Source organism: Pseudoalteromonas caenipelagi, assembly GCF_013140855.1.
Classification (GTDB): Bacteria; Pseudomonadota; Gammaproteobacteria; order Enterobacterales; family Alteromonadaceae; genus Pseudoalteromonas; species Pseudoalteromonas caenipelagi.
The window spans coordinates 63,159-82,042 of the sequence record NZ_JABBPG010000004.1; the positions used below are offsets into that span (position 1 = coordinate 63,159).

19 protein-coding genes are annotated in these 18,884 nt (G+C 42.3%); 6 read left to right on the top strand and 13 right to left on the bottom strand.

Annotated elements, in window-relative coordinates:
- Positions 1–622 precede the first annotated feature (622 nt).
- From glnA to HG263_RS11210, 5 genes are all read left to right on the top strand, one after another.
- Complete coding sequence (glnA, locus tag HG263_RS11190; protein WP_171626162.1) at positions 623–2,029, top strand: glutamate--ammonia ligase; 1,407 nt, start codon at positions 623–625, stop codon at positions 2,027–2,029.
- Between the two features lie 114 nt (positions 2,030–2,143).
- Positions 2,144–2,653 (top strand): DUF4124 domain-containing protein, encoded by a 510-nt coding sequence (locus HG263_RS11195; protein WP_171626163.1) that lies wholly within the window; start codon positions 2,144–2,146, stop codon positions 2,651–2,653.
- Positions 2,654–2,718: 65 nt separating this feature from the next.
- Positions 2,719–3,825, top strand: a complete 1,107-nt coding sequence (gene glnL / locus HG263_RS11200; protein WP_171626164.1) for a nitrogen regulation protein NR(II) — start codon at positions 2,719–2,721, stop codon at positions 3,823–3,825.
- Positions 3,803–5,197: a nitrogen regulation protein NR(I) gene (ntrC, locus tag HG263_RS11205; protein WP_171626165.1), complete on the top strand. Its 1,395-nt coding sequence runs from the start codon at positions 3,803–3,805 to the stop codon at positions 5,195–5,197. The genes glnL and ntrC overlap by 23 nt, the downstream gene beginning before the upstream one ends.
- A 118-nt stretch (positions 5,198–5,315) precedes the next feature.
- The gene (locus HG263_RS11210; protein ID WP_171626166.1) at positions 5,316–5,774 is read left to right on the top strand and encodes a cyclic nucleotide-binding domain-containing protein; all 459 of its coding nucleotides are present in this window, start codon (positions 5,316–5,318) and stop codon (positions 5,772–5,774) included.
- Between the two features lie 69 nt (positions 5,775–5,843).
- On the opposite strand, the gene HG263_RS11215 is transcribed toward HG263_RS11210, so the two are convergent.
- The 3 genes from HG263_RS11215 to acnB all read right to left on the bottom strand — a co-directional run bounded on the left by HG263_RS11215 (position 5,844) and on the right by acnB (position 10,542).
- The gene (locus HG263_RS11215; RefSeq protein ID WP_171626167.1) at positions 5,844–7,082 is read right to left on the bottom strand and encodes a cysteine desulfurase-like protein; all 1,239 of its coding nucleotides are present in this window, start codon (positions 7,080–7,082) and stop codon (positions 5,844–5,846) included.
- Positions 7,083–7,091: 9 nt separating this feature from the next.
- Positions 7,092–7,724, bottom strand: coding sequence for a 2OG-Fe dioxygenase family protein (locus HG263_RS11220; protein WP_171626168.1), 633 nt, complete (start codon positions 7,722–7,724; stop codon positions 7,092–7,094).
- A 220-nt stretch (positions 7,725–7,944) separates the two neighbouring features.
- Positions 7,945–10,542 (bottom strand): bifunctional aconitate hydratase 2/2-methylisocitrate dehydratase, encoded by a 2,598-nt coding sequence (acnB, locus tag HG263_RS11225; protein WP_171626169.1) that lies wholly within the window; start codon positions 10,540–10,542, stop codon positions 7,945–7,947.
- A gap of 333 nt (positions 10,543–10,875) precedes the next feature.
- On the opposite strand from acnB, the gene HG263_RS22580 reads away from it, so the two are divergent.
- The gene (locus HG263_RS22580) at positions 10,876–11,010 is read left to right on the top strand and encodes a hypothetical protein (RefSeq protein ID WP_281358260.1); all 135 of its coding nucleotides are present in this window, start codon (positions 10,876–10,878) and stop codon (positions 11,008–11,010) included.
- Between the two features lie 75 nt (positions 11,011–11,085).
- On the opposite strand, the gene HG263_RS11230 is transcribed toward HG263_RS22580, so the two are convergent.
- The 10 genes from HG263_RS11230 to HG263_RS11275 form a co-directional block, all read right to left on the bottom strand.
- Positions 11,086–11,403, bottom strand: coding sequence for a hypothetical protein (locus HG263_RS11230; RefSeq protein WP_171626170.1), 318 nt, complete (start codon positions 11,401–11,403; stop codon positions 11,086–11,088).
- Complete coding sequence (locus HG263_RS11235; RefSeq protein ID WP_171626171.1) at positions 11,404–12,039, bottom strand: hypothetical protein; 636 nt, start codon at positions 12,037–12,039, stop codon at positions 11,404–11,406. It lies immediately after the preceding gene.
- Between the two features lie 56 nt (positions 12,040–12,095).
- A complete protein-coding gene (locus HG263_RS11240; RefSeq protein WP_171626172.1) occupies positions 12,096–12,788 on the bottom strand; it encodes a PspA/IM30 family protein in 693 nt (230 codons plus the stop codon).
- Between the two features lie 25 nt (positions 12,789–12,813).
- Complete coding sequence (locus HG263_RS11245; protein ID WP_171626173.1) at positions 12,814–13,227, bottom strand: YjfI family protein; 414 nt, start codon at positions 13,225–13,227, stop codon at positions 12,814–12,816.
- A 76-nt stretch (positions 13,228–13,303) separates the two neighbouring features.
- The gene (locus HG263_RS11250) at positions 13,304–14,956 is read right to left on the bottom strand and encodes a polyamine aminopropyltransferase (protein ID WP_439331991.1); all 1,653 of its coding nucleotides are present in this window, start codon (positions 14,954–14,956) and stop codon (positions 13,304–13,306) included.
- Positions 14,957–15,027: 71 nt separating this feature from the next.
- Entirely contained in the window at positions 15,028–15,927 is a 900-nt protein-coding gene (locus HG263_RS11255) for a DUF350 domain-containing protein (protein ID WP_171626175.1), read from the bottom strand.
- A gap of 36 nt (positions 15,928–15,963) precedes the next feature.
- Positions 15,964–16,899, bottom strand: a complete 936-nt coding sequence (locus HG263_RS11260) for a CHAD domain-containing protein (protein WP_171626176.1) — start codon at positions 16,897–16,899, stop codon at positions 15,964–15,966.
- 225 nt (positions 16,900–17,124) lie between these two features.
- Positions 17,125–17,640: a DUF2489 domain-containing protein gene (locus HG263_RS11265; RefSeq protein WP_171626177.1), complete on the bottom strand. Its 516-nt coding sequence runs from the start codon at positions 17,638–17,640 to the stop codon at positions 17,125–17,127.
- Positions 17,640–18,227 (bottom strand): Der GTPase-activating protein YihI, encoded by a 588-nt coding sequence (gene yihI / locus HG263_RS11270; RefSeq protein WP_171626178.1) that lies wholly within the window; start codon positions 18,225–18,227, stop codon positions 17,640–17,642. Before yihI ends, HG263_RS11265 begins: the two co-directional genes overlap by 1 nt.
- Positions 18,224–18,865, bottom strand: coding sequence for a class I SAM-dependent methyltransferase (locus HG263_RS11275; RefSeq protein WP_439331990.1), 642 nt, complete (start codon positions 18,863–18,865; stop codon positions 18,224–18,226). Before HG263_RS11275 ends, yihI begins: the two co-directional genes overlap by 4 nt.
- Between the last annotated feature and the right edge of the window lie 19 nt (positions 18,866–18,884).

The window sequence follows — 18,884 nt, forward strand, 5'->3', positions numbered from 1 at the left end:
GTGGGTTAATCCTAAATACACCTAATTGTGTAAAACAGCCTATAAATTGACCGATAGGATTTATAAAGTGGCGTATTATCCCCTAATAACGCAGTAGATGAAAGTTTATGCAGCATTATTTTTTAGTTACATGCCACAATTCATCGATTTTTAGGCGCTACTTAATACAATCCAAAGCTTTATTCAGGATAATAGTTTTTTTATAGTGCAATGTTATATAAAGAAAATATCGTGATTGAACATATACCAATGATGGCCGCATAGCCAGTTAATAAAAGTACTTGTTTTTACCTCTTAATATTTCACTATTGATTATAAATGCTGTTCACAGCACACCTTACACCCAATTCACAAGAACTTGTCTCTTTCGACAGCCTGATTACATGCTTAATAATGATATATCTCAATGAAAAAACAATCATGTCGACTATACTAAATGCGCACCATCAATGTGCATCATCGGATCATTTTGGTGCAATACAGTAGTAACCGCGTTAAACAAAAAACAATTAACCATTTATTTTCAATAAGTTGAAAAACTGGCACGTATTACGCTTACAAAAGTCGCAATCGCATTAAGTTAATGCAGCAAGCATAAAAAACCCAACGAGTCGGAGGACACATGTCACAATCGGTTTTAGATTTTATCAAAGAAAATGACGTTAAATTTGTAGATTTACGTTTTACAGATACTAAAGGTAAAGAGCAGCACGTTTCTATTCCTCATCATCAGGCCGATGAAGACTTCTTCGAAGACGGTAAAATGTTTGATGGCTCTTCAATCGCTGGTTGGAAAGGCATCAACGAATCAGACATGGTATTAATGCCAGATGCAGCTTCTGCAAAACTTGACCCATTCGCTGAAGAAACAACACTTATCGTTCGTTGTGACGTTGTAGAACCAAACACTCACCAAGGTTATGAGCGTGACCCACGTTCTGTTGCTAAACGTGCAGAAGAGTACATGCGCTCAACGGGTATCGCAGATACAGTATTATTTGGTCCAGAGCCAGAGTTCTTCCTATTTGATGATGTTAAATACAAAACTGACATGTCAGGCTCTATGTACAAAATTGACGCACAAGAAGCATCTTGGAACTCAGACAAAGACTACGAAGGCGGCAACACTGGCCACCGTCCAGGCGTAAAAGGTGGTTATTTCCCTGTTGCTCCTGTTGATTCATCACAAGACTGGCGTTCAGCAACTTGTTTGGTGCTTGAAGAACTAGGTCAAGTTGTTGAAGCTCACCACCACGAAGTAGCTACTGCAGGTCAAAACGAAATTGCTACTCGCTTTAATACGATGGTTATTAAGGCTGACGAAATTCAAGAAATGAAATACGTTATCCACAACATGGCGCACCTATATGGTAAAACGGCAACATTCATGCCTAAGCCAATTGTTGGTGATAATGGTTCTGGTATGCACTGTCACCAGTCTCTTGCTAAAGATGGCAAAAACATCTTCGCAGGCGATAAGTACGGCGGCCTTTCTGAAGAAGCGCTTTACTACATCGGTGGTATCATTAAGCACGCTAAAGCAATCAACGCATTCGCTAACGCGTCAACTAACTCATACAAGCGTTTAGTACCAGGATTCGAAGCACCAGTTATGCTTGCATACTCTGCACGTAACCGTTCTGCATCGATCCGTATTCCTGTTGTACCGTCAGAAAAAGCACGTCGTATTGAAGTGCGCTTCCCTGACCCTACAGCTAACCCATACCTTGCTTTCTCTGCAATGCTAATGGCGGGTCTAGATGGTATTAAAAACAAGATCCACCCTGGCGATGCAATGGACAAAGACTTGTACGACTTACCAGCAGAAGAAGCTGCAGAGATCCCAACTGTTGCGTCTTCACTAGACGAAGCATTGGCAAGCCTTGACGCTGACCGTGAGTTCTTAACTCAAGGCGGCGTATTCACTGATGACTTAATTGATGCATACATCAAACTGAAGTCTCAAGAAGTGGAAAAACTGAACATGACAACTCACCCTGTTGAGTTTGAAATGTACTACAGCGTTTAATCGCGCAATTAAATCATATGTGTTCTCAAGCCCGCGATAGCGGGCTTTTTTATGGTAAAGCCACGTGTTTCGTACTAAAGTAAAGCTGTGTAATATAAACAAAAGGCGCTTAAGATGAGACGTATTCTGTTGGTATGTAGCCTGATACTAACTTTTTGCGCCAGCGCTTCGCAGCCGCAAGTTTACCGCTGGAAAGATGAAAATGGTAACTGGGTGTTTTCTGATGTCCCTCGCCAGGGCTCAGAAAAAGTTAGCCTCAACAAACCTATTAGTATACCGACAACAGACACATCCGTGCTCACCCCAAAAAAAGAAAATAAAGCGCTAAAGTATGAAGTAAAAATATCTTCTCCAGGGCACCAGCAAACATTGAGAGAAAATACCGGCACAGTTTACGTTACAGGACAAGTGACCCCCGTATTTAGCCGAGGGCTCACTGTGCAGCTATCTTTGGATGGCAAATTAGTCGGCGACAAACAAACCAACACCACCTTTGCGCTAAGAAATGTTGACCGTGGTGAGCATCAACTTATTATGTATCTTTACGATGAACACGGCGCGAGAGTTGCAACTAGCACTATGAGCACATTTTACTTACATCGCGCAAACCGCATTAATCCATAGCTCACGACATATCCACATGATATAGTGCACCAAGTTGGTGCAAAATAATAAATAGGTGATCCATCATGGTACAAAGTACCCATCCGTTTTTGAGTGCGTTGTGGCATAATTTAGCAACATGCGTGCTGTTGTTGGACAACAAATTTGTTATTCAATATGCCAACAATAGCTGTAGTGAATTATTTGGACTGGGCATAAAGCGCCTAATTGGGTTGCCTGTCAATGATATCTTTAGTCATCATCATATTGACTTTGAACGCTTAGCTCAGTACACCCTCAATGATGGCGTAGACTGCCAACAGCATAGGATTGACGTGGTCTTCGTCGATAATCGTGCAGCAACATTGAACCTTCATGCACGTAGATTAAATCATCAAAATAACGCCTATATCCTGCTTGAGTGCCGCAGAATAGATGACGAGGTTCGCTTTGACCAAGCATCAAATCAAATGCACCAATATCAAGCAGCTCGTACCTTAATTAGAGGGCTTGCCCATGAAATCAAAAATCCTTTGGGTGGCATCAGAGGAGCGGCGCAATTATTGCAATACGAGACTTGTCAGCAAGAACGAGATCAATGTGCGCAGCTGATCATAGAGCAAGCAGACCGATTAACCGAGTTGGTAGACAAATTACTTGGACCAAACCAGTTACCAAATAAAGCACCATGTAATATTCACCAGACACTCGAGTCGGTCATAAAGCTCAGTATGCTCGATAATGCCAGTTGTATATCGCTGTCGAAAGACTACGACCCTAGCATACCCGATATCGTGATCGACCAAGCTAAAATTCAACAAGTGGTATTAAACATTGTTAGGAATGCTCAACAAGCATTAGAGAAAAAATCCGATGGTTGTATTAGATTAACAACACGTATCAAACATCGTATGCGCCGAGGTGAACGACTGATGAAAAAGGCGTTACTGATCCAAATTACTGACAATGGGCCGGGTATCGCGCAAGAGCTAAAGGATACCTTGTTCTATCCGATGATCACCAATAAAGACGGTGGTTCTGGTCTCGGTTTATCGATTGCACAAACCATAGTAGAACAGCATGGTGGCTTGATTGATTGTGACAGCTGGCCTGGGCATACCGAATTTAATATTTACTTGCCGTTTGACAACAGCGGCACGGGAGCAAGTAATGAAAACAGTTTGGCTCGTTGATGATGATGCCTCGATACGGTTTGTATTAGACAAAGCGCTGTCACGCGCTGGTTTTTCTACCGAAAGCTTTGCCAATGGGCAAGATGTACTCACCGCATTGTCATATAGTCAACCCGCAGTATTAATTTCTGACGTGCGAATGCCTGGTATGGACGGTATGGCTCTACTCGAAGAGATATCCACACAATATCCAAACCTACCGGTGATCATCATGACGGCACATTCAGACTTAGACTCTGCCGTTAATGCCTTTCAAAAAGGAGCTTTTGAGTATCTCGCTAAGCCATTTGATCTTAATGATGCGACTTCTTTGGTAGAGCGTGCGTATCAGGCAAGCCAGCAAGCTCGTAAAACTAAACGCCAAGTAACAGAGCAAAATCACCCCGACATCATTGGTGAAGCACCAGCAATGCAAGAAGTGTTTCGCGCCATAGGAAAGCTTTCCGCCTCAAGTATGAGCGTACTCATCAATGGTGAATCTGGCACAGGTAAAGAGCTTGTTGCGGGCGCATTACATAATCACAGCCCCAGAAAAGACAAAGAGTTTATTGCGCTCAATATGGCGGCTATTCCCAAAGATTTAGTGGAGTCTGAACTCTTTGGTCATGAAAAAGGCGCTTTTACAGGTGCAGATAGTATGCGTCGAGGGCGCTTTGAACAAGCCAATGGCGGCACTTTATTTTTAGATGAAATTGGTGATATGCCATTGGACGTGCAAACTCGTCTGCTACGAGTGTTGGCTGACGGAGAGTTTTACCGAGTGGGTGGACATCAAAGTGTCAAAGTGGACGTGCGCATCATTGCTGCCACGCATCAAGACCTAGAAGCGCTGGTAAAAAAAGGTCAGTTTCGAGAAGACTTATTTCATCGCTTGAACGTGGTAAGACTTAAGCTACCTGCACTGAGAGAACGCACTGAAGATATCCCGAAATTGGCGCAACATTTTCTGGCTCGTAGCGCTAAAGAGCTGCAAACAGACTCAAAAATCCTCAGTGATGAAGCCATTGATAAGATGCGCCTGTACCACTGGCCGGGTAACGTGCGTCAGCTAGAAAACACCTGTCGCTGGTTAACTGTCATGGCGCCAGGTGATCTTATTAGTGTACAAGATCTACCTGAAGAATTAACCACACATACACCTAGCGAGGAAGCTCAAGGTGATTGGCTTGATGCATTTCAGCAGTGGCTCAACCAAGAGCTAAAACAAGGCAAAGAAAACATTTGGCCTGCAGTACAAGCCCAACTTGAAGTGCGTTTGATTAAAACCGCACTCAACGCCTGCCATGGCCACAAACAAGATGCGGCATTGAGGATCGGTTGGGGCCGAAATACCCTTACACGCAAATTAAAAGAAAGAAATATTCAAGACTAACTCACCTACTGGCTGCATAATTAAGTGCAGCCAACCATGTCTGGAACATAAAATCTCATTGACCGTACTGGTAAAAATAGCCACTATCTTAAGCACGAAAACACAACTCGGTTGTCTTATGAAATTACTGGAAAATGTACCTCTAATTAAACAGCTCGAAATTATCAACCGCCTAAACTTTTTTGCTGATTTTAGCCTTGCTGAGAGACAAGTGCTATTGGAGTCTTTTAGTCATCTTTACTTAGTCAATAATGGCCGTCATGCTTTTAAACGCTTTGAATTGGACAATCGGCTATTTATTGTTTTAAGCGGGGAGCTAGTCATTTTTAAAGGCAGTGAATTACAGGAGTTAGGGCGTATTTTGCCAGGTGAGTTTATTGGCGAAGGTGCATTTATTTGTCACCGAGAGCACTCAACAAGCGCCAAGGCTATAAAAGACAGCATACTGCTGGCCATTACACCTGATGCCATGACTCGGCTACCCAATGTGATCAGAGAAAAAGTCAAAGACAAGATCATCGAAGGTATGAGTTTACGTATCAATAAGCTCAGTAGTTTTATAGAAGATAACATGTAGCTTATTGCGCATTAGCATCATCATTGATAAAGCAAAGGCCAACCAAACAAGGCCTTTGCTTTTAAGTGCTTAAATGGATACTAACTGCTCGAAAGCGTTAAATAGTTTATCCAGTTCTTCAATGGTGTTGTAATGCATACAGCCGATGCGCACTACACCGCCCTTATCCATTACCCCTAGTTGTTCACACAAACCTTGCGCATAAAAATTACCATCCCATACACACATGCTCTTTTTACCCAAGAACTCAGACACTTCACGCGGTGCAAAGCCATCAAAAGTTAAGGCAAATGTTGGTGTACGCTCAGCCAAACGAGCTTTATCAGCAATACCAAATAGCGAGATCTGTGGAAACTGCTCAAGGCGAGTTAGGAAATAGTCACTGAGGGCCATTTCATGCTGTTTGGTTTTAGTAAATGCCATTGCTAAACGCTCACGACGCGGTGTATCTTCGCTCATGCCGCTGAGTGAAGCAATATAATCAATCGCAGCAATAACACCCGCTAGCCCTTCAAAGCTTTGCGTGCCCGTTTCCCAACGACCTGGGATAACATCTTTAGCTGGCTCTACTTTATAAGGAGTGAAGCCTTCTAAATGCTCACGCTTACCATAAACTATGCCAACATGTGGACCAAAAAATTTGTAAGCAGAACATGCTAAAAAGTCACACTCTAATGCTTGCACGTCTAGCAGCTCGTGAGGGGTATAGTGTACCGCATCTACATAAACCAATGCACCAACTTGGTGCGCAAGCTCTACTATCTGTTTGATATCATTGATAGAGCCCGTCGTATTTGACGCATAAGTCACCGCAACTAATTTAGTGTTTTGATTTAGAAGACTTTGATAGTGCGCTAAATCAAGTGTGCAATCATCTTCATTAATTTGCACGGCATGTACGCTGGCACCTTTATCTTCTGCAGCTTGTCGCCAAGAAGACACATTTGAATAGTGATCTGCATTAGTCACTATCACCTCATCACCCGCTTGCCAATCGCGAGAAATTGCACGGCTAAAGCTAAAAGTGAGGCTGGTCATGTTGGCACCAAACACGATTTGCTCTTTGCTTGGCGCATTCAACAAATCAGCCACAGCTTGTCGGGCATCATTCATCAAATTGACGGTTTTATCGCTTGAAAAGAATGCCCCACCTAAGTTTGAGTTGTAATAGCCCAAATAAGCTGACATGGCACTTAGTACTGATTGTGGTACTTGCGCTCCACCCGGTCCATCAAGAAAAATAGGCGACTGACCATTCACCTGCTGCATCAGTGCCGGAAACTGGCGTCTTAATTGTGTAAGTTCCATAGGTTGCTCTTAAGCTGTAAATACAAAACAATCTAGGTAGCCTACTTTATCGGCATCTAACTTGTTCATTGGCGTGGCGTTATGCCAAACCTGACGGTCATTGATCAAAGCAAATAAGCCATCTTTGATCTCCATTTTAAAGCAAGGCTCTGACTCTTTATTTTCGTAAACAAGCAGCTCACCACCGGCAATATTTTCGTGAGACACCCCACATACGCATACATGGTCAAAACCATCTTGATGAATGCCTTCTGGTGCTGGCGGTGTATCCGACTCGATGGCCAACATGCGGAACTGATGTACTTCAATATCACGCTCGTCATTAATACCTGTCATTTGCTTAAACTCAGTGAGCAAGCGCTTAAAGCCATCACTATTCACCAAGTCGGCTTCAAGGTTTTCGTACACTCGCTCAACGTTACCTTGAAAGGTATTTATTGAATCATCCTGAACAAATGCTTTGGCTGGCTGCACTGAAACTGTGTTGTCAGCAAATTTTAAAACTGAGTAACGGCGCTTGCGAAATGCACCATCTGCATATGGGTTGTCTGGAAGTTGGTTAAATGAGGGCTTAACTGCTTCGATATGCGCTTGTTGGATAAAACGCAGTTGAAGCAGATTCTGGTTGTTTACTGCTGTCATCTTGCTGCCGCCTATTAATGTAAAATTAGCGACAATTCTAATTAAATATAAAATAAATTCTGTTTAATTTACCTATTATTTAGCCTTTATTTTAGATAAAAGATTCAATTAAAGATAAAATAAACGTTATTCAATCCAAAAAAGTGAGCGCATTTTTTGACCGCTATTCAGGTATAAAAAAGCCGGTGAATTCACCGGCTTTTTTAGCAAAGCTAAGGCATTAAACCGCTTGCTGAATGATCACACCGTCAGCCTTTTTAGTGTACTGAGGCATTTTGTGGAAGTTCAAGTAACGGTATGTATCTGCTGCCGTTGCGTTGATCTTCGCCGCGTATTCTTGGTACTCAGCTGGCGTAGGTAGTTTACCTAAAATTGCAGCTACTGCTGCAAGCTCTGCTGACGCTAGGAATACGTTTGCACCTGTACCTAAACGGTTAGGGAAGTTACGTGTAGAGGTAGACACAACAGTTGCTTTGTCAGCAACACGTGCTTGGTTACCCATACATAAAGAACATCCTGGAGTTTCAATACGCGCACCAACACGACCAAAGATACCGTAGTAACCTTCATCAGTTAGCTGATCTTTATCCATCTTAGTTGGTGGAGCCACCCAAAGCTGAGTTGGGATACGACCAGTATAACCATCAAGTAGTTTACCCGCTGCACGGAAGTGGCCAATGTTGGTCATACAAGAACCGATGAATACTTCATCGATCTTCTCACCCGTTACATCTGATAATAGACGTGCATCATCAGGGTCGTTTGGCGCACAAAGAATAGGCTCTTTGATTTCTGCTAGATCGATTTCAAGTACGTGCTTGTACTCTGCATCAGCATCCGCTTCCATTAATTCAGGGTTTGCTAACCACTCTTGCATCGCTGTGATACGGCGTTCAATAGTACGCACATCACCGTAGCCTTCAGAGATCATCCACTTAAGCATAACGATGTTTGACTCAAGATATTCAGAGATAGACTCTTTAGATAGCTTAACTGTACAACCTGCTGCAGAGCGCTCAGCTGATGCATCAGATAGCTCAAACGCCTGCTCAACTGTTAAATGCTCAACACCTTCAATCTCAAGAACACGGCCAGAGAACTCGTTGATCTTACCTTTCTTCTCAACAGTTAATAGACCTTCTTTGATACCGTAGTAAGGGATAGCGTGTACTAGGTCACGTAATGTGATACCCGGTTGCATTTCACCTTTAAAACGAACCAAGATTGATTCTGGCATATCTAGAGGCATAACACCTGTTGCCGCTGCGAATGCAACTGCACCAGAACCCGCAGGGAATGAAATACCTAGAGGGAAACGTGTATGCGAGTCACCACCAGTACCTACTGTGTCTGGTAATAACATACGGTTTAACCAAGAGTGGATAACACCGTCACCCGGACGAAGAGATACACCGCCACGGTTCATGATGAAATCAGGAAGTGTATGGTGTGTATTTACATCAATCGGCTTAGGATAAGCTGATGTGTGACAGAATGACTGCATAGTTAAATCAGCAGAGAAACCTAGACATGCTAAGTCTTTTAACTCATCACGAGTCATAGGACCTGTAGTATCTTGCGAACCAACTGTGGTCATCTTCGGCTCACAATATTGGCCTGGGCGAACACCTGGCATATTACACGCTTTACCAACCATCTTCTGCGCAAGCGTAAAGCCTTTGCCTGAATCAGTTACAAGTGCAGGCTTACGGAAAATGTCTTCGGCACCTAGGCCAAGAGAATTACGTGCTTTGTCTGTTAAACCACGACCAATGATCAGTGGAATACGGCCACCTGCACGCACTTCATCAAGAATTACATCTGATTTAAGTGAGAAAGTAGAAATAACTTCATCTGTACCGTGACGCTTAACCACACCTTCGTATGGGTAAATGTCAATTTGGTCACCCATGTTGAACTCATCAACATTTAGCTCAATTGGTAATGCACCAGAGTCTTCCATGGTATTAAAGAAGATAGGTGCAATTTTACCGCCTAAACAAACACCACCAACACGTTTGTTTGGTACAAATGGGATGTCATCGCCCATAAACCAAAGTACTGAGTTAGTCGCCGACTTACGAGAAGAACCAGTACCGACCACATCACCCACATAAGCCAGTGGTAAGCCTTTAGTTTTAAGCTCTTCTAATTGTGAAATTGGACCAACTTCGCCGTCTTTTTCAGGGTTGATACCATCACGCGCGTTTTTCAGCATAGCTAATGCGTGAAGCGGGATATCAGGGCGAGACCAAGCATCCGGTGCAGGAGACAGGTCATCGGTGTTTGTTTCACCTGTTACTTTAAATACAGTTACAGAGATTTTTTCAGCAACCGCAGGCTTGTTTAAGAACCACTCAGCATTAGCCCATGATTCAATAACTTGCTTAGCAAATTCGTTACCTGCTTTAGCTTTTTCTTCTACGTCATAGAACGCATCAAACATCAATAGAGTGTTTGATAGGCCCTTAACAACGATTGGCGCAAGCGATGCATCGTCAAGTAAATCAATCATAGGGGCGATATTGTAACCACCTAGCATAGTACCTAGCAGCTCAGCTGCGTACTCTTTGCTCACAAGTGGAGACTCAGCTTCACCCTTAGCAACCGCCGCTAAAAAGCCAGCTTTAATGTAAGCTGCATCATCCACACCCGGTGGTACGCGGTTAACTAAAAGGTCTAAGATAAATTCTTCTTCACCTGCTGCAGGTGATTTTACTAATTCGATAAGATCTGCAGTTTGCTGTGCGTCTAACGGCTTAGGTACGATCCCTTGCTGTGCGCGCTCTTCTACATGTTTACGATATTCTTGAAGCACAATTTTGCCCTCTTGGTGACGTGAATCGGACTGCTTATGTTTTTAAAACACAGCAGCAACCGATAAATTCCGGTGACTAATTATAAAGCCTTTGAGTATAGATGAAAATCTCACAACTGAAACGACTCTAAATAGTGATTATAAATACTATGAATGACCAAATACAAACTAGTATATTTTCATGAATATTTAGTAACTAGGAATCATTCGCAATGAATAGAGGATGTCAGCAGAGATTTGCTTTTTATCACTTCTTATTTATTAATTTTTTCTACGTTAGAATTGATTTAGGTACAAATGGCACTGTATTTAACATCACAAAAAGAAGTCACAATGAAACTAAAAAAGAAGCAACTTAAATCACTAACACAACAACAATCTTCATTCGTTAAAGGCGCTTGCAATGCTACTGTGGCGCCTAATGCGCGATATCAAGCACAGCAAACTATCACTGAGCCACCGCTTTAACTATTTGATTGATTTATACAAAAGACAGTGAAGTATTCCCTTCTACTGTCAAAATTCACTTACTCAGTGCTGAGCTTAGCTAAATTTGGTCTGCTCAATAAGTAACTCGGCGACGCGCTGCTTAACAGCGCGCTTATCATCGGCAGGCACTTCAAACCTAGCAGCTAACAGTTCAATCTCTTCGTTGCTTAAATTAAAGGATAAGCGCTGGCGAGTCTTTTTTGACTTAACTTCAAGCCCAAGGATTTTTCGGATCATATCTGACGGTGTTAATTCTTGATCAATGGCTTGTTTTTTGATTGATTTTTGCACTTCGCTACTGAGATCAAACGCCATTTGCGTCGCCCTAACGGCTTGCTCCTGACGTAGCCATTTCGCTTTTGCATCACTCACTTAATCACTCCCAGGAAACAGTTCCACAATATCAGATATGGGTCTAGTTAATGTTAATGATACATCTGTCTGACCACCGTCCCAAATTTCGATATTGAGCCCATAATTTCCATCATTCGATTCCAGACAGATCATTTCACAAGGCTCACCACCTTCTTGCTCATATCTCGGAAGTGATTGCCCGCGATAGTCACGTTCATGGAAATAGCTCACAAATGGCGCTTCTGTCTGCTTGTAAGTGGTCGCTAAAAACTGGCTGAACTGCTCAGGTGTATTGGCGACAGTTATTTCTGTTAATACGTCTTCATCAAAAATTCTCGCAAACTCGTCTAATGTAAATATCTCATCTACATCATCACGCTGAATTTTAATTGAAAAGTTAACCCACTGCTCACCATCTTCTTGCTCAATTTGCGCAAATACAACTTGGCCCGAGTTATTCTCAAGTACCATCTCATATTCGGCGCTGTGCTGATATTGGTATGTATTCACAGCGACAACCCTCAACGTCTGCCCTTTAAGCCACTGTGGATAGGCAAATGAGTCTATCAACGTGAGCATATCACCCGTTTTTAACTGCGTGGGATCACTTAACTGACGTGTTGGCTGTGTCTTTTTTTTAAATAGATTAAACATACTATCACCTATAAAAAGCAAAGGGGTAAATGAATTACCCCTCGTTTAGCTATCAATTAATTACCTTGTTTAGCTTTTATACGTGCCAAGATATCCGCACCACTTGCATTGGTACTTCCAATACCCGCTTCAGCCATTTTCGCTTTTAAATCGTCGCCATTTGTTTCAGCTTCAAGTGTTTTTGCCGCACCTAATTGATCTTGACGGTCTTGTTGACGCTGTCTAATGCGCTCCAAAGAAGCTTTTGCTGATGTCATCGCTGAACTGTTGGTGTTTAATGTGCTATTAACCGCCATAGTTGCTTGCTGAACACTCTCAGTGGTCTTTACCATACTTAATTGACGCTGATTTTCTTTAATAGATTTTTCAGCCTCTTTAATTTGCTGTTTTAAAACAACAATATGCTGGCTAAAACCACTTAATACTTCTTCATGCTCCGCTTTTTCTGTTTCAAAATCACCAATCTTCTGGGCTATTTCTAACGCTAACGCTTCATTGCCTTTTTCAAGCGCTTGGCCTGCATAATTTTCGTGCTCAGCAATCGAATCGTTCAATGCACTGATCTTACGGGTCGTTTGCATTTCTTTAGCCATAACCTCCGTTAGGCTGCGCTTTGCCTTTTGCAAAGCGTTTTTTGCATCCGCAATTTCTTGCTCAAAAATACGAATACCATTGGCATCAACGATAGATTCACCCACTTCACGTGCGCCACCACGAACTGCTGTAAATAATTTTTTTAAAATGCTCATAATCCTAACTCCTAAAGATACCTATTTAGTCATTTAAATAAGGTGTAACAGCGTCAAGTGCTTCAATCGCATTATCGGCAAGGGTGACTAACTCATGGGTAATGTCATCGAATGAAGAGTTAACTGATAACGCACCAAAAATAGCGTAACGATTATCTACTTTAGCAAACGCACTTAATGGGATCGGTACATTTAAACGTAGTAATGTCTCGTTTAACTCATTTTTAAGGTCTTCTTTCACTTCTTCATCAGCGAACAAGTAACTGATACATAGCAATTGCTCTTCGGTCTGCGTTACAAAAATAGGTAACTCATCATTACCATCAACAATCACTTGCAATACATCCTGCTCGCCAGGGTTAGCTATCATAAAAGATTCAAAGCCTACCCCTTCAGTTTCAAAAGAAGCCAATTTTATTGAAAGTTCATTTAATTCCATTTTATCACCTTATTAAGTTGACATATTATGTCGTAGTTAAGATTTGCATGATTGACATAATATGTCAATCATAAAACTAATTTTTATACAGCTCACTTTCTAATTGCCATGCTTGACGGTAGTAATCATACAACCTACCAGAGCCTAATTGATTGACTTCAATTGTATTTTCTAGCTCAAAAAAACGGTTTGGAAAAATAAATGCCGCCAGTAAGTAATCTCGGCTAGCCCAGCGCGATGGCACTGGCAGTTGAGTTGTTTGCGCAATGCGCGTGCTAGCAGACGCACCCGCCTTAGTTGCAATCGTCCAGCCCCACTGCCCAAATGAAGGAACATTTTGCTGATACTGCTCGACAAAACTAAACCCAGCGACTTTCACTGTCTTTGCGATACTAATAAAAGCTTTTTTCGCATGATATGGCGATGTAGATTGCACGACCATCGCACCATCAGCTGCGAGCAGTTGACGTAAGTGATTATAAAAATAATCACTGTACAGTTTGTTTAAATCAGGGTGATTGGGGTCTGGTAAGTCGACTATGATGGTATCAAACATCTCTCCTGATGCCAGCAAACGCTCAACTTCTAAAAATGCGTCTGCAACTTTAATGTTGGCTCTTGAGTCTTCCATTGCATGCATATTTAACTTGGTCAATCGCTCAACAATTTGCTTTGGGGGTTGGTAGTGAGAGTCTTCATGACCAAACAGGTTTAATAACTGGGCATCTAAGTCAACCAAGGTGACATTTTTAACGGGCCACTTCAGCACATCACGTAATGCTAAACCATCACCGCCGCCAATAATTAATACTTTGTCATGACGGTTTGAAGCCAACATTGCGGGATACACTAGCATAGTGTGATATATTTGCTCATCGACACTTGAAAACTGTAGGCGACCATTCAAATACAGATCTGTAATTGGCTCATTTTGATTTCGGCTTAGGCGCTCAGTCAACACCACATGCTGGTATTTAGTGGCCTGTGAATATATGACCTTATCCTTATAGAGCACATTGCTTAGCTCTTTCATCCAACTGCTGCCAAAGAGCAATACAAATGCAAACAGTATCAACAATAACGCGTGACAGAGCACCAACAAGCGGGCAAAACGAACATATTGATGATAACGCCATAGAAACACCAACCCAGCCACAATATTGAACAGTGCAGTCCAAGCCGCAGCTTGCATAATGGGCATCGCTAACATAATGCTGACCCAAATTGCGGCCCCAATGCCTGCACCAATATAATCAGCGCCATAAATTGTACCGGCATTATTTTCCAAGAACCGACCATATACCTGTTGACGAATACGGGCGATCAGTGGAATTTCCATCCCTATTAACATGCCCAGCAACAAACCAAATACGTAGGGCAAAAATCGCGATATTTCTTGCAGCTTCTCAAACACATAGCCATTTAATACGATATCGGGTGGAAGATTGAAAATCTCAGAGAACATATGAGGTAGAGAGTAACTCACTGCGATGACGCTGGCGATTGCCAAAATACAGCCCATTCCCACCAAAGCGATGAAGCTTTCGAGCCATGCAAAAGCTGTAAATGCATCTTTAAACCAACGCGCCATAAACGCACCAATGCCCATGGCAACTATCATGGTGCCAATCATGGCATAGATAGCGCTTTCTACTGAACCAAGTACACGTCCAGCATAGTGAGAAAGTAAATATTCATAAATAAGGCCACACCCAGCGAGTATGGCCATAACAGAAATGAGTAAAATATCGTGTCCAAGCAAGCCACGCTTACTCGGACTAAGAACTGAATCAGACAAGGTTAGGCACCTAGCAATGTGGCCATAGTAACACCAATTGCGAAAGAGATAGCCGCAGATATCGCTGCAACGCCGACGTTTTTCTGTCGATTAACTTCATCAGAAATATCACTGCCAGACAAAATTATCTTAATAGTGACTAAGTGCAATGCAATAAATACCAAGATACTGATAAATGCGCACATTGCCCAATACCCTAGGCTTGCAGCTAGATTATCAGCAGCATAAGGCGCCAAACCAGATGCTGCGGTAAGGGCTAAGGCACTTCCGATCAAGAAGCCCGCATATCTAATACCAACGGCTAAATTGTCATCTAATATTGCTTGTTGTAAACAATCACCGCTGCGATTTGTGCGCTTAAATAATTGCACTCGATATTGACTAACCAACAGCAAGACTAAGTTAGCGATAATGAACGACACTACAACGATAGGAAGACCATACCAACCTTCCGTTGCAACCCAAAATAGGGCCGAGCGGATCACTATCGCTACGCTGACTACATGACCAAAATCAATCAATGACGCTGTCGCATTACCTTTTACGATTTCATCGTGCAAACTTACTTTGCGCAGTGCTACTTTATCTTGGAAGAAATGTCCCAGTTTTATGAGTAAAATTGCCAGTAAACCATACCCACCCATTTGCAGCGCTTCTTGTTGTAACGAAGGCGCAAAAGCACCACTACTGATACCTGTTAATACGATGGCTAAAGCAACTAACCCACCCGCAAAGCTGATCCCAAAAGCAAAATTATCACGTTCGGTTATTTCATCATTGGCGTGCAAGTTTGACACCCAGCCTTTAATAAATTTCAGGCTTACAAATAGCGCGATAATAATCGCAAAATCTATGGCCAAAGCTTGTAAAGACCACATCGTTATTCCATTAAATTCATACATTTTTTAAACTCCAACAGTTGTTCTTTACACTCAATATCACTTGCCACGGCTCACGCCACGAGAGGTCCGGCTACTGCTATTGCGTACCGTGCCCGCACTGCGCTTACTGTACGAACTACTTTTAGCATAACTACTACGGGTGCTGGTGGGTGTATAACTACTTCGACTCAAACCAGATGCGCCACTACGTTGCTTGGCGTAAGGACTGGTAAATTGCTTCCCTTGGCGTTCATAAGACTGACGAGTACGCCTTTCCAACGTGGTTTGTGCCTTGATTTGTTTGGGACTTGAGTAGCGATAACGGCCGTAATCATTGTAATAGCTATATTTACGGCGTTTACTCCAACTACCATACTCAACCGCACCGATAACGTCGCCCAGCATTCGGTACATACCATACCACTGCCAAAAACTGATACCATTGCTATTCGTTTGCCACTGACCATAGTGTGGGTTACCAACAAGTTGATTACCCTCACCTGGGCCCTCTGCACTTTGACTGACAGCACCTACTCTTGCCAATGTGCCATTTGACATATCAGCAAGCATGTTAATTGGGTCTGTTAATGCATCGCCAAATAAACTTGGCTTCATCGCTTCTCGCAATATCCCTAAGCGCTGCAGCGTTTGTTCATCAGCAGCAGAAGTGGGTAAACTTTTAATTTCTTCAAGACGTTTCACTAAGCCTTGAAAAAGCGGCCCATTATCTGTTGCATCTTGGCCAATCACTTCACTGATCTGAGCGAGCTCAGGGCGTTGGTTTTGTAATACCTTACTATACTCTTTCAGAAGGTTAGCATTACGGATTTGGCCCTGTGCGAGCTCATTTTTGAGTTGATTGAGTTCTTGATCTGCATGTTGGATAGCTTGTGCAATAGACTGTTGCAACTGTTCTTCTTTCGAAGAGCAGCCGCTCAAAAAGCAAGCCGCACAAAACAAACAGATGAGTTCCCATATTTTGATTTTCGACATTCATGTCACCGTTTGATTAACTGATCGTGTTAATTGAATTCCCTATGTTAGTGTCACATAGGTTATCTTCGATGCCAAGCAGGAAATTGCAATAAAATGAGTATGATGGAAGTTAGTTTAGTCACCCATTAATCTGGGATTACATTTTTAAAAGAACGGTAGAAAAAATAAGACTTTGTATAAAAAAGCGGCTCCAAAAGCCGCTTTTTTTGTTACCTGATAAGGTTACTGAAATACAACATTTTCACTGCCAGGCAAGGGTTGAAACTCAACAGCTAAACGCTCACAATCTTTGAGGATCTCTTGCTCTAAACGTTGTTCTGCACGCCAGCGTTCGCTATCCATCTTAAATACTTCCTTTTTGGAATATTTTTTTCTCGCATCATGAGTTGGCATATCTTTTACGACTTCATACATTTGATGCACGCCAGGATAGACAGTGTGTAATTCTAGTTCCTCAGAGAAACTGTATTGAGAAATCAGTACCCATACTCTTAAACATCCTTCAGAGTATTCACATTGCTTCTCTTTCATAGCTCTTGCTAGCAAATTAATGCTATCAGCGAGCTTGGCATTTCTTTGCTGACGCGCTTTGATGAGCTTTTCGCTATGCTCGGCTTGACGCTTAGCAATAAGTTCTCTCTGTGTTTTTAGTTGCCAAAGCAATTTGCCAGCATAAAACGATAATCCTGCGATGATCAGTGCACCTACAACTATTGCCATCACCAACCACATAGACATTACTTCTCCTCATCCTCATCATCTGCTAACCATTCATCAGCCAGATCATTACTCATAAAAGAGGCCAACGGATCATCATCGATGATATCTTGTTCTTCAAACTCATCATCTTCTAAACCCAATAGTTCACATAACTCTTGGTGACGCGCTACACTACGATTAAAGTACTTCGCATCTTTACCAGTTAACAACTCTCCGCGCTCATGGCGTTCAAGCAAAGCCATTAAACGTTCATCGTTTTCAAGCTGCTCCAATTCTTGCTCTGGGGAAAGTACAGGTTTTACCTTTTTCAGCTCTACTTGTGGCTGTAAATGACGCTGTAGCACAGGTTGATGCTGCTCTTGTGTTTGCCCATCTGCAACTAATGGAATTGGTTTTTTACTACCAACGCGATTATCTTTAGCGCCCTTAGCATTGGTATTTTCTTGATTTACCTTCGCTTCTTGTGCATTACGAGAGCCGGGCTTGGCGCCTTTATACTTCTTAGAACGCTGCTCTTTCATTGCTCTAAGTTCTTGCAATTTTTCTTTGCTGAGTCTTGGTGTACCATTGCTGGCAACTTTACGTGTTTTCTTCTTTCTGGTCATAATAATTCTTCACTCGGTGCAGTTGGCACCTCAGGTTTTGTTAAGATAATGACATCGTTGCCGATGAATTCGACCTCGCTATCATAAATTTTTGCCACATAGGCGAATGTCTTGCGACTAAAAAACGCTATATGGGTTAAATCATTTTTATAGTGCCAAGCACTGAATCGCGCTTTATCGATCACCAGTTTTGTCATTAATACTAATGGCGCGCCCGGTTTCAATAAGCTAAACAATTGTGTTAGGACTGTCTGTGGTTGTGCAATATGCTCAATCACTTCAGTGCACGTAATAAAGTCGTACTGTCCTGTTAATACCTCAGGTTGATTGGCATAGTATAGGTCATAAAGTGCCATACGATGGCCTGCTTCTGTGAGCATTTGTGCCAGTAACGGCCCAGGGCCACAGCCAAAATCAAGTCCATTACTTGGTTTTTTGAGGCGTTCCAACAAGGGCTCACTCACCCTTGACAAAAAACGTCGATAGCCCAAATCAAACAAGTCATTTTCATGGCTATCATAAATCGCTTTTTCTTGTTGCGGTGTTAACCGCTCACTTTCGTCAACAAATACCAAGCCACATTGGTTACATTGCCAGTAATGTCTAAATTTATCTTGATGGTAGTGGGAAATCTCCACACTAGCGCACAAACCACAA

Excerpts from the sequence above, each read along its gene's own strand:
- HG263_RS11240 (WP_171626172.1), bottom strand. The coding sequence starts at position 12,788 with ATGAGCATTTTAAAAAAATTATTTACAGCAGTTCGTGGTGGCGCACGT.
- ntrC (WP_171626165.1), top strand. The coding sequence starts at position 3,803 with ATGAAAACAGTTTGGCTCGTTGATGATGATGCCTCGATACGGTTTGTA.
- HG263_RS11255 (WP_171626175.1), bottom strand. The coding sequence starts at position 15,927 with ATGTATGAATTTAATGGAATAACGATGTGGTCTTTACAAGCTTTGGCC.
- HG263_RS11235 (WP_171626171.1), bottom strand. The coding sequence starts at position 12,039 with ATGTTTAATCTATTTAAAAAAAAGACACAGCCAACACGTCAGTTAAGT.
- HG263_RS22580 (WP_281358260.1), top strand. The coding sequence starts at position 10,876 with ATGAAACTAAAAAAGAAGCAACTTAAATCACTAACACAACAACAATCT.
- HG263_RS11250 (WP_439331991.1), bottom strand. The coding sequence starts at position 14,956 with ATGGCCATACTCGCTGGGTGTGGCCTTATTTATGAATATTTACTTTCT.
- HG263_RS11260 (WP_171626176.1), bottom strand. The coding sequence starts at position 16,899 with ATGTCGAAAATCAAAATATGGGAACTCATCTGTTTGTTTTGTGCGGCT.
- HG263_RS11195 (WP_171626163.1), top strand. The coding sequence starts at position 2,144 with ATGAGACGTATTCTGTTGGTATGTAGCCTGATACTAACTTTTTGCGCC.
- HG263_RS11220 (WP_171626168.1), bottom strand. The coding sequence starts at position 7,724 with ATGACAGCAGTAAACAACCAGAATCTGCTTCAACTGCGTTTTATCCAA.
- HG263_RS11215 (WP_171626167.1), bottom strand. The coding sequence starts at position 7,082 with ATGGAACTTACACAATTAAGACGCCAGTTTCCGGCACTGATGCAGCAG.
- glnL (WP_171626164.1), top strand. The coding sequence starts at position 2,719 with ATGGTACAAAGTACCCATCCGTTTTTGAGTGCGTTGTGGCATAATTTA.
- HG263_RS11210 (WP_171626166.1), top strand. The coding sequence starts at position 5,316 with ATGAAATTACTGGAAAATGTACCTCTAATTAAACAGCTCGAAATTATC.
- glnA (WP_171626162.1), top strand. The coding sequence starts at position 623 with ATGTCACAATCGGTTTTAGATTTTATCAAAGAAAATGACGTTAAATTT.
- HG263_RS11265 (WP_171626177.1), bottom strand. The coding sequence starts at position 17,640 with ATGTCTATGTGGTTGGTGATGGCAATAGTTGTAGGTGCACTGATCATC.
- HG263_RS11245 (WP_171626173.1), bottom strand. The coding sequence starts at position 13,227 with ATGGAATTAAATGAACTTTCAATAAAATTGGCTTCTTTTGAAACTGAA.
- yihI (WP_171626178.1), bottom strand. The coding sequence starts at position 18,227 with ATGACCAGAAAGAAGAAAACACGTAAAGTTGCCAGCAATGGTACACCA.